We start from the raw sequence: 15,133 nt of genomic DNA, 5'->3' as shown, positions 1-15,133 counted from the left end.
CGCGCGGGTTCCCGGTGGAAAGAACCCGCGCGGCGCCGGAGGTAGACCTTACTCCGCTGGAGAGAGAGCGGGAGCCGCCTCCTCCGTACCGTGCTGCCGCAGAGGGCGGCTGCCGGTAAGCAAACGTGCCAGCATGTAGAAGACCGGTGTCATGAAGATGCCGAAGAACGTCACTCCGATCATGCCGGAGAACACCGCGATACCCATGGCGGAGCGCATTTCAGCACCCGCACCGGTCGAGACGACCAGCGGCACGACACCCATGATGAAGGCCATGGACGTCATCAGGATCGGACGCAGGCGCAGCCGGCTTGCCTCGACCGCCGCCTGGAACGGCGTCCTGCCCTGGAACTCCAGTTCTCGGGCGAATTCCACGATCAGGATCGCGTTCTTCGCCGAGAGACCCACAAGGACCACGAGCCCGATCTGGGTGAAGATGTTGTTGTCTCCACCGGTGAGCCAGACGCCGGTCAAGGCCGCAAGCACACCCATCGGCACGATCATGATGATCGCGATCGGCAGCGTCAGGCTTTCATACTGGGCAGCGAGCACGAGATAGACGAGCAGCAGCGCCAGTGGAAAGACCACGATGCTGGAATTGCCGGCGAGGATCTGCTGGTAGGTCAGGTCCGTCCATTCGTAGTCGATCCCGGAAGGCAGCGTCTCCGCGACGATCTTTTCGATCGCGGCCTGAGCCTGGCCCGACGAGAAGCCCGGTGCCGGACCGCCGTTGACATCGGCGGAGAGGAAGCCGTTGTAGCGCGTCGTGCGTTCCGGACCGGTCTGCGCGTCTACCTTCAGGAGGGCCGAAAGCGGGATCATCTGGCCGGACTGCGAACGAACCTTCAACTGGCCGATATCTTCCGGCTTGGCGCGGAATTGCGCATCCGCCTGAACCCGGACGCTGTAGGTGCGGCCAAAGGCGTTGAAGTCGTTGACATAGAGCGAGCCCAGATAGACCTGCAGCGTTTCGAAGACGTCGGTCACCGACACTCCAAGCTGTTCGGCCTTGGCGCGGTCGAGATCGGCGTAGAGCTGCGGCACGTTGATCTGGAAGCTCGAGAAGATGCCGGCGAGTTCCGGCGCCTGGTAGGCCTTGGCGATGACCGCCTTGGCCGCCTCGTCCAGAGCCTGGTTGCCCAGGCCGGCACGATCCTCGATCTGCAGCTTGAAACCGCCCGTCTGACCGAGGCCGTTGACCGGCGGCGGCGGGAACATGGCGATGAACGCATCCTGGATGCCGGCGTATTTCTGGTTCAGCGCCATGGCGATGGCACCACCCGAAAGCTCCGGCGTCTCGCGCTTCTCGAAATCGTCGAGCACCGCGAAGACGATGCCGGCGTTCGAGCCGATCGTGAAGCCGTTGATCGACAGGCCCGGGAACGCGATGGCGTGTTCGACGCCGGGCTGCTCCAGGGCGATGTCGCTCATCCGCTTGATCACCTCTTCCGTACGGTCGAGGGTTGCGCCGTCCGGAAGCTGAGCGAAACCGATCAGGTACTGCTTGTCCTGCGCCGGCACGAAACCGCCCGGCACCGCGTTGAACATGCTGTAGGTCATCGCCACAAGCGCGAAGTAGATGATCATCACCAGGCTCTTGCGGGACAGCAGCCCGCCGACCGTGCGTCCGTAGCCGTTCGAGGCGGCCCCGAACGCGCGGTTGAAGCCGCGGAAGAACCAGCCCAGGATCACGTCCATGAACCGCGTCAACCAGTCCTTCTTGGCGTGATGGTCCTTCAGCAGAAGGGCTGCCAGCGCCGGCGACAGGGTGAGCGAGTTGATCGCCGAGATGACGGTCGAAATGGCGATCGTCAGCGCGAACTGCCGGTAGAACTGGCCGGACAGGCCGCTGATGAAGGCGAGCGGCACGAAGACCGCGACCAGCACGAGCGCGATCGCAATGATCGGGCCGGAGACCTCCTTCATGGCCTTGTAGGTCGCATCACGCGGACTTAGGCCGTTCTCGATATTGCGCTCGACGTTTTCGACCACCACGATCGCGTCGTCGACGACGATACCGATCGCCAGCACCAACCCGAACAGCGTCAACGCGTTGATCGAGAATCCGAAGGCGTACATGACCGCAAACGTGCCGATGATCGAGACGGGAACGGCAATCAGCGGAATGATCGAGGCGCGCCATGTCTGCAGGAACAGGATGACGACGAGCACGACGAGCGCGATCGCTTCAAGCAAGGTCTCGATGACCTTCTCGATCGAAGCGCGCACGAACTTGGTCGTGTCGTAGACGATCTCGTATTTGACACCTTCCGGCATCACCTTCTGGAGTTCGTCCATCGTCGAACGGACGTTATCGGCGATTTCGATCGCGTTGGAACCGGGTGCCTGAAGAACGGCAACGGCGACGGCCGGCTGGCCGTCAAGCAGCGAGCGCAGGGTATAATCCGCCGCGCCGAGCTCGATACGGGCGACGTCGCGCAACCGCGTGATCTCGCCGTTTTCGCCGCTCTTGACGATGATGTTGCCGAACTCCTCCGGGGTGCGCAGGCGCCCCTGGGCGTTCACGTTAAGCTGCAGGTCGACACCCGGCCGGCTGGGCGATGCGCCGATAATGCCGGCGGCCGCCTGGACGTTTTGGCTACGGATCGCGTTCGAGATATCGCTTGCGGCAAGCGAGTGCTCGGCCGCCTTCTGGGGATCGATCCAGACGCGCATCGAATAGTCGCCGGCGCCGAACACCTGAACCTGGCCGACACCCTGGATACGGGTGAGCCTGTCCTTGACGTTCAGCGTCGCATAGTTGCGCAGGTAGGTGATGTCATACCGGTCGGAGACGAGATTGACGACCATGATGAAGTCGGGCGAGCTCTTGACGGTCGTGACACCGAGCGCACGCACTTCCGCCGGCAGGCGCGGTTCCGCCTGGCTGACGCGGTTCTGCACCAGCTGCTGCGCCTTGTCTGGGTCGGTGCCCAGCTTGAACGTGACAGTCAAGGTCAGCACGCCGTCGGACGTTGCCTGGCTCGACATGTAGAGCATATCCTCGACGCCGTTCACCTGCTCTTCGAGCGGTGTTGCGACGGTCTCGGCGATGACGGTCGGGTTGGCGCCTGGATAAGTGGCACGCACGACGATCGATGGCGGCACGACTTCCGGATATTCGGAAATCGGCAGGGACCGCATGCCGATCAGGCCTGCGACCACGATGAGGATCGACAGCACGGCCGCAAAGACCGGTCTGTCGATGAAAAACCTGGAAATATTCATGTCAAAGCCCTCTCTCCGGGGTTGAACAAGAGGCGAAACGGCCCCGGCTCGCGGCCAACAAGGCCGCAAGCTCCACGAACCGGAACTGGATGAGTGTTGGAGAGCGGCGGACTAACCGCCGCTCAGAGCATTACTTGTTGGCGACTTTCGCCTCTTCCTGGGGCTGGACAACCGCGCCCGGACGAATGCGCTGCAGACCGTTGACGACAATCCGGTCGCCCGGATTGAGGCCCTTCTCGACGATCCGCATGCCATCGACCGCCGTACCCAGCTCCACCTGCCGGTACGCAACGGTATTGGCCGCATCGATCACGAAGACGAACTTCTTGTCCTGATCTGTGCCGACGGCCTTTTCGCTGACCATCAGGTGATCCTGCGCCTTCGGCTGACCCATGCGGACCCGCACGAACTGGCCCGGGATCAGCTTGCCGCCCGGATTGTCGAAGACGGCGCGCACACGGATCGTGCCGCTCGAGGCATTCACCTCGTTGTCGATGAGCTGCAGCTTACCGCGGATCGGCGTGCCGTTAGTGGCGAGCGTGCTCACCTCGACCGGCACCTGTTCGATCGCCGGTACGCCATCGACGAGCGGAAGATCAGCGAGCGTGCTGGACACTAGTTCTTCACCGGCGTCGAAGCTCGCATAGATCGGATCGGAGGAAACCAGCGTCGTCAGCGGGGCGGAGGCGGAACCTGCCGCTACCAGGTTGCCGACGGTGATTTCCAACTTGCCGACCCGGCCGGCGATCGGTGCCCGGATCTCGGTATAGTCGAGATTGAGCTGTGCCGTCTTCAACGCCGCCTTGGCGGACTGGAGATTGGCCAGCGCCTCACTCTGAGCGCTCTGGCGCTGGGCGAGATCGCTCTGGGAGATGGTGCTCTTGGAGACGAGGTTCTTGCCACGCTCCAGTTCTGTGTTGGCAAGTTCCACCCTCGCCTGCGCCGAGGCCACCTGGCCTTCGGCCTGAGCGACCGCCGCCTGGTAGGGCTCCGGATCGATGCTGACGAGCAGGTCGCCCTGCTTCACCAGTCCGCCTTCGCGGAAATGCACCGACTGGATGGCGCCGGTGACGCGCGGCCGGATCTGGACGCGGTCGACAGCTTCAAACCGGCCGGAAAATTCCTGCCAGGTGGAAACGTTGCGCGGCTCGACGGTGGCGACCGTCACGGGGACGGCCGGAGCAGCAGCAGCCGTCGCAGGCGCGGCATGGGCGCCCTGCGGCAGATCGAGATAAACCGAAGCACCGGCAATCAGTGCAGCCGTGCTCAGTCCAGTGCCCCACAGGGCCCAGCTTTTGATCTTCGAGGTCATTGATAGTCTCCTTACGGCCTTGGGAATGGGCCGTTATTTGCCTTCAAAATAAATCATGCTACTAACTTAACTCTTTGGCGAAGCCCGTGAATTCGGCACAAAGCGCTGTCATCCACTCGCCGTCGCCTTCTCTGTAAATGCCCGTCCAGCCACAGCTGGCCGGGAAAATCTTCCGCCTGACCGAAACGCCGGCCTCACTCAGACGCGCCGCATAACCGAGCGTTTCATCGCGCAACGGATCGTCTTCCGATGTCACGATGAGAGCCGGCGCGACACCCGAAAGCCGCGAACAGAGGCAGGGTGCCGCATAAGGATGCTGGAACCCGCAATGAGAGCCGAGATAATGGCTCCAGCCCTCGGCCCAGCGTTCGCCCATGCCGATCTCGTCCGCCTTGCGGAAGGATTGCGTCGTCATCATCGGGTCGATCATCGGCGACAGCAGGATCTGGCCGCTCAGTTCGCCCGGCATCAGATCGCGCGCCTTCAGCGCCACGCCGGCCGCGACATTGCCGCCAGCCTCGTCACCCGCCACGAAAAGCAGGGACTTCGCGCTGCCGAACTGCTTGCGCCGGCCGGCCAGGCATTGAAGCGCCGCAAAAGCGCATTCCATCGCCTGCGGAAACATGTTCTGCGAGACGCTGCTGTAATCAGCTTCGAGTACCACGGCCCCGGACTCGGCCAGTGCTTTTGCAACTGGACGTTCGTTTTCGCCGCGTTGCTCATTGAGAAACGCCCCACCTCGCAGATATAGAACCAGCGGCGGAGCCTTGGCCTTGGCGGCTCCTTCATAGACACGCATCGGCACAGCCGGCATGGCCGACTTCTCAAATGCGATGTTTTCCCACTGCGCGGTCATTGAAAAATCCTCCGACAAACCCCTAGTAAAAGCGGGGTACTTGCCGTCAATCTTGAACCTGATATTATTATTCGGGTGCAAACACACAAGCTCACGGCATTCGACAACACTATTCCATATTTCGGAACAATGTTGCGGCGCAGCAGGAATCAGCACAATGGATCAGCTTTCGGCAATGCGCGTATTCGTTCGCGTCGTGGAAACCGGTAATTTTACCCGGGCTGCGGCGACCCTCAATATGCCCAAAACGACGGTGACCAATCTCGTCCAGAGCCTCGAGAGCCATCTGCGCACGACGCTGCTCAACCGGACGACCCGCAAGGTGATGGTGACGACCGACGGCGCGCTCTATTACGAGCGGGCGATGCAGATCATCTCCGAGCTCGACGAGCTCGACGGCAGCATCTCGAATTCGCAGAGGCAGCCGTCCGGGCGGCTGCGGGTGGAAATGGCCGGCGCCTTTGCCGATCTGCTGGTCATTCCGAATTTATGCGATTTCCATACGCGTTTTCCGCAGATCAGGCTCGATATCGGCGTCGGCGACCGGCTGGTCGATTATATCGCCGAAAACGTCGATTGCGCGCTGCGCGCCGGCACCCCGACCGACCAGTCGCTGATTGCCCGCAAGGTCGGCGAGATCAGCATGTCCGCCTATGCGGCACCGCTCTACATCCACAAATTCGGGGCGCCCGAACGCCCGCAGGACCTGCAGGAAGACCATTTGGCCGTCGGCTACCTGAGTGCCCAGTCCGGCCGGGTGAGATCCATGGAATTCCACCGCGACGACGAAAACGTGGAAATCACCCCCCGTTACGTGGTCTCTGTCAACGATGCCCGCACCTATGTGAACGCGGCCATATCCGGCATGGGCATCGTGCAATCGCCGCGCTTCATGGTCAGGGAGGCGGTGGAGAAGGGCGAACTTGTCGAAGTGCTCTCCGACTGGCGTTGCGGATCCCTGCCCCTCTACATCGTCTATCCGCAGACCCGCCACCTCTCCAACAAGGTGCGGGTCTTCGTCGATTGGCTCGCCAAGCTGGTTCAGAACCTCAAGGTCGAGGAAAGCCGCGAGCAGATGCGCAAGGCGAGTTAGGCTTTACTTATGATGCGGCGACGGCGGCCTGACTGGCGGCCGGCGTCTTGCGACTGAGTATCACCGTCTCGGCGAGGCGTCGCCCGAGAAGGCGAGCCCTTTCATCGTCCACTGCGCAAGCCGAGAAATCATGCCCTCCGCGAAGGAATTTATGCCTCGGAACGTACGGGGATGATAAAGCGCCCGGACGTTTGTTCGATGAATGGAATACCGACCGCATGACTCGTTGGGGACATGTCACAATCGCTGTTCTGGCAGGTATCGCTGCTGCCCTGCATGTGGGCAAGGTTCCGCCCGCCATCCCGCTGCTGCGCTCCGAGCTCGGCATCGACCTCGTGGCCGCCGGCTGGCTGATGGGGCTTTCAAGCGCCCTCGGCGCCGCCTGCGGCATCCTGATCGGCCGTTTCACCGATTACCTGACCCATCGCCGCGCCATGATCCTCGGTCTTGCCCTGCTGATCGCCGGCAGCCTGATCGGCGCCGTCACCCAGTCGGAAACCGTCATCTTCGCCAGCCGCGTGCTCGAAAGCGTCGGCCTCATCATGGTCTCGGTCGCCGCCCCCGGCCTGATTGCTGCTTCGGTCGAGCTACGCGACATCGGCCTTGCCTTTGCGCTCTGGGGTATCTGGATGCCAGTCGGCGTCGCGGTGATGATGATGATCTCACCCTTCCTGCTGCCGAGCTTCGGCTGGCAGGGTTCGTGGATTTTCGCCGCCCTGCTCAGCGTCGTCCCGATGGTCGCGCTGCTGACGATGAAGGTGCCGAAACCGCGGGCTACGGGACATCCGACAACCTCGCTGCTGACGGCCGTCGGCCTCACAGCCTCCCGACCGATGTCCTGGATACTGTCGGGTATTTTTGCCGCTTACAGCGCCAGCTTCATGTCCGTCTTCGGTTTCCTGCCGACACTGCTGATCGAGGAAATGGGAACAGGCCTGACGGCTGCGTCCATCATGACCGCGCTCGCAGTGCTCGCGAACGGCGTCGGCAACGTGGTCGGCGGCGTCTTCGCCCGTTGGGGCGCCCCGCGCTGGGTGCTGATCGCCGGACCCTGCGTGATGCTGACGCTGACCGCCTTCGTCGTTTTCGGCCATGATTTTCCGCTCTGGATGCGCTACGGAGCCTCGGTGCTCTACGCGGTGTCGGGCGGTGTCCTGCCGGCGACCATCATGGGCTCGCTGCCCGTCTATGCGCCGCGCCGCGACCTCGTCGGAACGTTCAGCGGCTTCGTCATGCAGGGGTCCAATATCGGCCAGGTCTTCGGACCGATGCTGCTCGCCTCGATCGTTGCGGCATCCGGCTGGCAGGGCGCGCCGTTCTACATTGCCGCAGCAACGGGCCTCGGCCTAGTCCTGGCGCTCTGCCTGCGCCAGACCGAACGCCGCATCGCAGCGACGAGGCCGGAAACCGCCGGAACGGTGTGAGCGAGAAGGGTTCGAGAATGGCTCATGCGCCAAAGCGCGGAGAGGAAGCCGGGCTCGATTTGCGGACTGGCGTGCGATGTAAAATCGGCTAGTCTCTCCCCGGATCAGACAAGCGAGCCCGGCCATGAAACATCACGTCTCCGCCTCTTCCAAAACCTGCGCCTGGGGTTATTTCGACGCCGCCCGCGAGCCGGTGCTGACGATCGACAGCGGTGACACGGTGGTGATCGACACGGTCTCCGGCCCTGCGGAAGTTCTGCCCAAGGAAGGGTTCACCATCCTTCCCGAACATCTCGAAATTCACGAAAACTGCCGGCCGATCATGCAGGGCCATATCCTCACCGGACCGGTCGCTGTGCGCGGCGCCAAGCCTGGCCAGGTCCTGGAGGTGAAGATCCTCGACGTCGAGCTGCGTCAGGACTGGGGCTATAACGTCATCCGCCCGCTTGCCGGCACGCTCCCTTATGATTTCGAGACGCCGCGGATGATCACCATCCCGCTCGACAAACAGAGGAATGTCGGCCGCCTGCCCTGGGGTCTCGACCTGCCGCTGGCGCCCTTCTTCGGGGTCATGGGCGTCGCTCCGCCGCCAAACTGGGGCCGCATCACCTCGATCATGCCGCGTTCGCACGCGGGCAATATCGACAACAAGGAACTGGTTGCCGGCACCACGCTCTATCTGCCGATCTTCAACGAGGGCGCGCTGTTTTCCTGTGGGGACGGTCATGGTGCGCAGGGCGACGGCGAGGTCTGCATCACCGCGATCGAGACGGCACTGCGCGGCACCTTCCAGCTTACCGTGCGCGACGATCTCGATTTCGTCTATCCACGGGCTGAAACGCCGACGCACTACATCACCATGGGCATGGATCCGGATCTCGACCAATGCGCCGTCATGGCGCTGCGCGACATGATCGTGCTGCTCGGCGAAAAAGGCGGCCTGTCGCGGGAAGATGCCTATACGCTCTGCAGCCTCGCCGGCGACCTGCGCATCACCCAGACCGTCAACGGCTGCAAGGGCGTGCATATGATGATGGCGAAGACCCTCGTCCAACGCGCCGCCTGAGCTGGTGATCAGCCGAAAGGCGATTGGCATTGGCGGCGCGGGCCGCCGGCGAAGGGCTGATAGCTGTTGTCCTCGGCCTGGTAGGACCGGTAACGGGCAAAACACCATTCCTCATGGGATCCGGCCGGAACGTCGGCATCGATCGCCTGCGACTGTGCATAACCTGCCTCGCCGTCGCCGGCTCGCTGGTTGGCGCGGGCAGCCAGCATCTCCGGAAGCGGCTGCAATTCGTCCTGCATCGGCGGGGCTTGCGGGCGGTCAGGCAACTGTGCGGCGCCAACAGTCCCGGTCGTGGCAGCGCCTGGTGCCCGGCATTGCCGACGGGGGCCGCCGCTCAAGGGCTGGTAGCTGTTGTCTTCGATGCGGTAGGACTTGTACCGCGCGAAGCACCAGTCCGCCTGCGCGGGATCGACCATGGCTTTGCGCTCGTCCTGTGGTTGCAGCAAGGTGGCCTGCGGCTGCGGCACGGAGGCCGGCTGCTGCGGATTGATGGACCCGGTCACTGTATTGTCGACGGCTACCCCTGCGGCAGTCTGCTGGACAGCAGGCGTTTCCCGCGTATCGGCTGCAACCGAAGCCGGAGGCGTCGCGGTGGGCAGGCGCTTATAATCCGGGCCGGCGGTGTCGACGGCCTTCGGTTTTGACGTCCACAGGTCCGGCGTATCCATATGGGCGAACTTATGGGGTTCGGGCACGGCGATCACGTTCGCGGTGATGATCACGCCGCTCAGGAACACCAGAACGAGCAGGACAAGGCTGCCCAAAAGCAAAAGGATTAGCTTCATGACCGCGCTCCCATTTCGTCTTTCAGACCAAATGCCGATCAGGCGCCGGAGTTCCCGCCGGGGGAGCAAAAGAAACAGGATTGGAGATGAAAGTAGCCCTGCCGGCGGAGAGCGGCAACAAGTGCGGCCGTTGTTGCGTTTTGGCGGAAACGTTACAACGAGTTCGGAAAGGTTGATGCGCGGATAATCGTCGGCAAAGATTTCTAGGTATACGCGAAATTCTTCCGCAGCTTTTCCGGTCTATGGTCGCCGCTATCGACGACCATCTTCAATCCGGAAAACATTGCCATGCCACTTTTGTCCGCCGCGATTTTCTTATCCGCGACCATCCCTTCAATGCCGCCCGCGCCGATCGGCGATGAGTACCCTTTATTCAAGCAGACGACCACCGCGATCATCACCGAGGCCAGCGATTACGGCGGGACAAAGTCCACGATGAAGGCGAAGGTCACACCGGAGTCGGCAAAATCGTGGTGTGAGAACTGGTATCCTGGGAAGAAGAACTGCGTATCCGACGCGCTTGAATCGTCCGCTGATCATGTCTACGAAGCCACCGCCAATTGCGAGACGGGCGATCTCTGGACCGATGGCAAGCACTACCTTTTCGACGGCCCCGAGACTAAGAACCAGAATTTTCAGGGGTATGTCAGCGTCAAAGACGCTGCGACAGGCAAGCGTCTCGGTATGTCGGATGCCGATCGAGGTCGCGAATTCGGCGGCCTGTGGCTTACGCTATGTCCGATGGGATGGCCTTACAAAACCATTCCGGTCGACCAGACGTTTAAGCTAGGCCCGAACGACGAAAAGTATGGAGAACACATCGGCCACAACAAGTCGGTGATGTTCAACCATCAGCGCCAGCACATCATCGTCTATGCAGAGCCCAAACCATCTCTGGCCGGAACGATCACGGAAGACACCGTGCTTGTCCGTGGCTGGGAGGTCCCCAACGAGTGGTTCTCGGGGGTCGCCTACACCTATAAGAAAGGCTGCGCTCCGGCGCCGTACCTCGTCAGCGGCCATTACCAAGGCGGAAATTTGACGCTTTTGGGCAAGGCGCCTGTCAGGGAAGGCTGCAACGTCGTCGGATACAGCGACAAAGGTCCGAATGCCAGGCTCGTTTTCGATCTGTCCGAGTGACGGATTGCAGTAAATTTCAACATTATACAATTATCAAGCCTGAAGGAATTCTCGGATGAAGAACGTTATCTTCGAGACCGGTGAGATCATCGAAGTCGGTGAAAACCGCTCATATGGAAATAGCCGGTTCTACACACACATCGAATTGCAGCGTGCCGACGGCTCCAAAGTCCGGCTGAACGATGTCGCAGTCTCGCTGATGGTCACTCCGAAGCTCTTGACGAGCGCAGTCGCTCTGAACCTCGCCAAGCCCCCGATCGCTACAATTGCCTTCATGCACGAAAAGGGACAGATGCTTGACAAGCCGGTCATCCTCGGCGGCAAGTCTACAGGTCACCACTTCAGGAACCTTGTTCTTGGCTATGCCAGTGAAAACACCTACGGGATTGAGCGCGGAGTTTCCACAGGACTGCTGCTGCTCTCGAAGATTGCAACCGTGCTGTTTGCGCTCTTGTGCGTCTACATTCTCCTGGCCGGCTGGTGGTTGATTGTCCTGGTCCTTCCTGCACTTGCGTTGATCGTGTCAGCTTCGTCGTGGCGTCAACTTACCCGCCTCCAGAAGATTTCCGACGTCATCAAATCCAGATTCGTTGAAATGGGGTACATCGACCGCACTACGACCGTATATTCGTAGGACATTTCCGCCGGCGGTTTGCTCCGGACGCAGGAAACGCACTGCCGGCGTTTCGCAGTTCGATACACATTGCCGTAGATGATCGTTGGATCCAAAGCCTTGCCGCTGGAGCCTCCCGGCGACAAGGCACCAACTTCCCTGGAAACTTCGACCACTGCTCTCCAGCCGCTGACGATGTCGCCTACTGCGAGCATTTTCTCGCCAACGTCACCAAGGTCGTCGGCCGCTCTCGGCTTTGCGCCGAAGACCCCTTGCTTCACCGATGGGGTGTTTCAAAGGTGTTATCCATAGAAATTCGGAACGCCAAATCTACGCGTGCAAACGCTTTTGCATATGATCTTTCAGAGGGGCCTCTGTGATCACAGCATGATTTTTGGACTTAAAGATGATCTTTAATGTTGATGCACAACGAATTGATATCGTTGGAAAGAATGGTGGGTGATGTAGGGCTCGAACCTACGACCCGCTGATTAAGAGTCAGCTGCTCTACCAACTGAGCTAATCACCCGAACCATCTGTGCGAGGCGTGCTCGCCAGTGGTGTGAGGGGCGTATAAAGGGGATCTTTCGGCTTGTCCAGCGGCTCGGTGAAAATTATTCGCCCGAGCGGGCAAAAAATCCGCCAAGTCGGATCTTGCGCCTGACGGAAACCTCTCCGCAGCTCGATAGCGACGCAAAAACGAAAAGTTTCAAAGTCTTACTGCGTCACAATATCGCAATCATCGACAAGCAGCGAAATTCAAAGATAGAGCGTGCCTTCCGCAACCTTGATCGCCTGGCCGCCGATGCGGGCCCTGGCGATCTCTCCCTCCTTCACGTCGATATGCAGATGGATCAGGGACGGACGCCCCATCTCCACCCCCTGCTCCACCAGCACCGGGTGATGGCCGTCCGGGAGCGCATCGAAATGTCGGATCGCGCCGGAGAGTGCGGCAACGGCAGCGCCCGTGGCCGGATCCTCGGAAATCCCCATGTCCGGCGAGAACATCCGGGCATGGAACTTTGCCTGATGGTTCACGCCGCTGCGGCAATAGACGTATGCCGATGCAAGCGCGCCCTCGACGAACGGCGCTGACTTTTCCCACAATGCCGTGTCGAATTCGAGGTTCTGCACCGTCGCCAGATTGTGCAGCGGAATCATCAGGAAGGGCACGCCGGCGCTCCAGATGGAGGCGACATGGTTCTCGAAACCGATATCCGTCGATTTGACGCTCAGCGCATCGGCAAGCCCCTGCCGGTCGAGCGGAAGCTCGATCTGCACCGGCTTTCTCGGCAGGTCGAATTCGGCAAATCCGGCCTCGCCGGCCCGAAGCCGTACGGCGCAGCGCACCGGGCCGACATTTTCCTCCAGCACGCAGACAAGATCCATGTCGGGCTGTCCAGCGCCGTGTCCGGACCTGTGATTGAGTTCGGCGAGTGCCACTGCCGTTCCGATGGTCGGATGCCCCGCAAAAGGCAATTCCCGGCCCGGCGTGAAGATGCGCAGGCGGGCTGCATAGGCTGCATTCGCGGAAGACTGGACGAACACCGTCTCGGAGAGATTCATCTCCCTGGCGATCGCCTGCATTTTGTCGTCGACAAGGTCGTCTCCATCGACAATCACCGCCAACGGATTGCCGGCGAGTCGTCTGTCGGTGAAGACGTCATAGATGCTGTAGCGACGGGCCAACCACACCTCCCCGTGTTTCGATGGCGCCAAACTGCCCGACCGGTCGGCTCAAAGCAACCCTGTTCAGCCCTTCGAATGACCGAAAAACAGGTCGAGAATCGGGAACATCAACGGGCTGTAGGGATGCGCGCCGCGATCGGCGGAGCGGATCGCCACGGCTCCGGCAATCTCCTTTTCCTCGTCATGCACCATGTGGTCGGCAATGCGCGCCAGCATCTCCTGCGCCGTAAGGTCGAAGCGATAGAAGCGGAAGCCCACGACTCGGTGTCCGCCGTAGCAGGCGAAGAGCCGTCGGTCGGCCTTTGCTTCGGCGAGATCGAGGCCGGTTTCTTCTCGCACTTCACGGCGCATATTGGCCTCGAGATCCAGCTTGCCGTCGACGATGTCCAGAAGATCGAGCGAACCGGCGGCGCAATAGACCTGGCCGGGATTGGCGGTCCTTTCGCTCATCCGGACGGCGATGATCGCCCCATCGGACGAGACGGGCACGGCGAAGCCGAAGAGGTGAAAGGCGCCGGTCGGATCGGGCTGTCTCCGCCACCATAAAAGCGTCGAATAGGGGATGACGTGCGCCTCGCCGATGATCACGCCATCGCGAAACGAAAGCCTGTTCTGCAGCACCATCTGGCCGTTGAAGAGATGCGGATTAGCCGCTGATTCCCGCGCCCAGTTCTCCTCGATCTCGTCCCGGTGCGCGAGATAGATCGGATGCGCTCCGGGCAGGACCGAAAGATCGAAAGCCTTGACCTCGAAGACGGTATTTTCAGGCGGCCAGCCGCTGATCGTCTGGATGGTCATCGAAGCTCCAGCGACATCACGACGGGGCAATGGTCCGATGCCTTCGGCCGGTCCCAGCCGATGCGCGGAAACCGTTCCACCTCCTGTCCCGGCGGAAAGACGGTGCGATAGGGTTGGCCCCCACGGATGATTTCCGGCACGCTATCGGCGTTGTGCTCGGCGAGCGCCGGCGACAGCCAGATATAATCGAGCTGGCAGAGGTGCTGCTCCTCCGGCCCGCGCGCATGATAAAGCGTCCAGCGATCCATCACGTCGCGGCGTGTAGTCGGGTTCACCACGAAGCCGTCGTCGGTGAAGACATTCAGCGCACTCACCTCTTCGCGCCGCGGTTCGAACTGGTATCCTTCGCGGCGGGTGCCGATCACCTGTATCTTTTCCTGATAATCGTTCATGTCGCCGCAGATGGCGAAGTTCTTGTCAGCCGTCCGCCCCTCGCCGAAGCGGCGCTCGACGATCTGGCGCACCGCTTTCGCCTCCGCCACACGGATCGCCATCGTGCCGGTGCGACCGTCCTGGCCGTCGCGGGCATTGCCCATGGATTTGAAATGCACGACGAAGAGCGAGAACGGCTTGGACCCGATCGTCAGCTCCAGTTCGAGGCAGTCGCGCTTGAAGATCTTGTCATGCGCCTGGTTGCTGAGCGCCAGTTCGTCGTTGAAGAGGCCGAGGTCCTGATAGGTCAGCATGGCGTGGCTGCGCACGTCCTGTACCTCGATCTTCTCGCCGCTGCGGGTCTCCTCGCGCATCAGGACGGCGACATCGATGCCGCGCGAATCATTGCCCTCGACCAGATATTTCTGACGATAGCCGTTGCCGACCATGCGGTAGAGATATCCGTATTCGAAGGCCTGCAGGGCCGGCATGCTGTCGACTTCCTGCAGGCAGAGGATGTCGGCGTCCGCTTCCGCGATCGCCAGCGCCGAAAGCTGCCGCGTGTCGTCGGTCTCGGCGATCATCCGGGCCTGCTCGAGCTGCTGGTAGACCGCCTTGTCCTGCACGTCGTAGAGCCGAAGCACCCGGTCCTGCCGGAGCTGATTGCGCCAGCCGGAGAAATCGAAGCGCGTCATCAGGTTTTCAATGTTGAAGGTGCCGAGACGCAGCGACATGAGAGGGATTCCTTTTTCTTGGC

General features: G+C 61.4%; 12 protein-coding genes and 1 tRNA gene. 5 read left to right on the top strand and 8 right to left on the bottom strand.

All coding sequences use genetic code 11. The features are described 5' to 3' along the window. Positions 1 to 48 precede the first annotated feature (48 nt). The 3 genes from C5J22_RS24630 to C5J22_RS24620 all read right to left on the bottom strand — a co-directional run bounded on the left by C5J22_RS24630 (position 49) and on the right by C5J22_RS24620 (position 5,396). Positions 49 to 3,228: an efflux RND transporter permease subunit gene (locus tag C5J22_RS24630; protein ID WP_105440390.1), complete on the bottom strand. Its 3,180-nt coding sequence runs from the start codon at positions 3,226 to 3,228 to the stop codon at positions 49 to 51. 130 nt (positions 3,229 to 3,358) lie between these two features. Then, on the bottom strand, positions 3,359 to 4,540 hold the full coding sequence (locus C5J22_RS24625; protein ID WP_105440389.1) for an efflux RND transporter periplasmic adaptor subunit: 1,182 nt from the start codon (positions 4,538 to 4,540) through the stop codon (positions 3,359 to 3,361). 61 nt (positions 4,541 to 4,601) lie between these two features. Then, positions 4,602 to 5,396, bottom strand: a complete 795-nt coding sequence (locus C5J22_RS24620; protein WP_105440388.1) for an alpha/beta hydrolase fold domain-containing protein — start codon at positions 5,394 to 5,396, stop codon at positions 4,602 to 4,604. Between the two features lie 157 nt (positions 5,397 to 5,553). On the opposite strand from C5J22_RS24620, the gene C5J22_RS24615 reads away from it, so the two are divergent. The 3 genes from C5J22_RS24615 to C5J22_RS24605 all read left to right on the top strand — a co-directional run bounded on the left by C5J22_RS24615 (position 5,554) and on the right by C5J22_RS24605 (position 8,979). Beyond that, positions 5,554 to 6,489, top strand: coding sequence for a LysR family transcriptional regulator (locus tag C5J22_RS24615; protein WP_105440387.1), 936 nt, complete (start codon positions 5,554 to 5,556; stop codon positions 6,487 to 6,489). Positions 6,490 to 6,707: 218 nt separating this feature from the next. Next, positions 6,708 to 7,913: a CynX/NimT family MFS transporter gene (locus C5J22_RS24610; RefSeq protein ID WP_172746769.1), complete on the top strand. Its 1,206-nt coding sequence runs from the start codon at positions 6,708 to 6,710 to the stop codon at positions 7,911 to 7,913. A 124-nt stretch (positions 7,914 to 8,037) separates the two neighbouring features. Further along, positions 8,038 to 8,979 (top strand): acetamidase/formamidase family protein, encoded by a 942-nt coding sequence (locus C5J22_RS24605; RefSeq protein ID WP_105440385.1) that lies wholly within the window; start codon positions 8,038 to 8,040, stop codon positions 8,977 to 8,979. Between the two features lie 8 nt (positions 8,980 to 8,987). Here C5J22_RS24605 and C5J22_RS31765 read toward each other — a convergent pair whose 3' ends face one another. Then, positions 8,988 to 9,764 (bottom strand): BA14K family protein, encoded by a 777-nt coding sequence (locus C5J22_RS31765; protein WP_105440384.1) that lies wholly within the window; start codon positions 9,762 to 9,764, stop codon positions 8,988 to 8,990. 288 nt (positions 9,765 to 10,052) lie between these two features. On the opposite strand from C5J22_RS31765, the gene C5J22_RS24595 reads away from it, so the two are divergent. Both C5J22_RS24595 and C5J22_RS24590 read left to right on the top strand, forming a co-directional pair. After that, complete coding sequence (locus C5J22_RS24595) at positions 10,053 to 10,904, top strand: hypothetical protein (RefSeq protein WP_105440383.1); 852 nt, start codon at positions 10,053 to 10,055, stop codon at positions 10,902 to 10,904. Positions 10,905 to 10,959: 55 nt separating this feature from the next. Beyond that, the gene (locus C5J22_RS24590; protein ID WP_105440382.1) at positions 10,960 to 11,538 is read left to right on the top strand and encodes a hypothetical protein; all 579 of its coding nucleotides are present in this window, start codon (positions 10,960 to 10,962) and stop codon (positions 11,536 to 11,538) included. Between the two features lie 432 nt (positions 11,539 to 11,970). Here C5J22_RS24590 and C5J22_RS24585 read toward each other — a convergent pair. The 4 genes from C5J22_RS24585 to C5J22_RS24570 all read right to left on the bottom strand — a co-directional run bounded on the left by C5J22_RS24585 (position 11,971) and on the right by C5J22_RS24570 (position 15,110). After that, positions 11,971 to 12,046, bottom strand: a tRNA-Lys gene (locus C5J22_RS24585). Between the two features lie 230 nt (positions 12,047 to 12,276). After that, positions 12,277 to 13,206 (bottom strand): PhzF family phenazine biosynthesis protein, encoded by a 930-nt coding sequence (locus tag C5J22_RS24580; protein ID WP_105440381.1) that lies wholly within the window; start codon positions 13,204 to 13,206, stop codon positions 12,277 to 12,279. Between the two features lie 63 nt (positions 13,207 to 13,269). Then, positions 13,270 to 14,004, bottom strand: coding sequence for a DNA mismatch repair protein MutT (locus C5J22_RS24575; protein WP_105440380.1), 735 nt, complete (start codon positions 14,002 to 14,004; stop codon positions 13,270 to 13,272). Beyond that, positions 14,001 to 15,110, bottom strand: a complete 1,110-nt coding sequence (locus C5J22_RS24570) for an endonuclease/exonuclease/phosphatase family protein (protein ID WP_105440379.1) — start codon at positions 15,108 to 15,110, stop codon at positions 14,001 to 14,003. Before C5J22_RS24570 ends, C5J22_RS24575 begins: the two co-directional genes overlap by 4 nt. Positions 15,111 to 15,133 lie beyond the last annotated feature (23 nt).

This window comes from Neorhizobium sp. T25_13 (assembly GCF_002968675.1).
Taxonomy (GTDB): Bacteria; Pseudomonadota; Alphaproteobacteria; order Rhizobiales; family Rhizobiaceae; genus Neorhizobium; species Neorhizobium tomejilense.
This window is presented reverse-complemented; position numbering and strand designations above follow the sequence as displayed.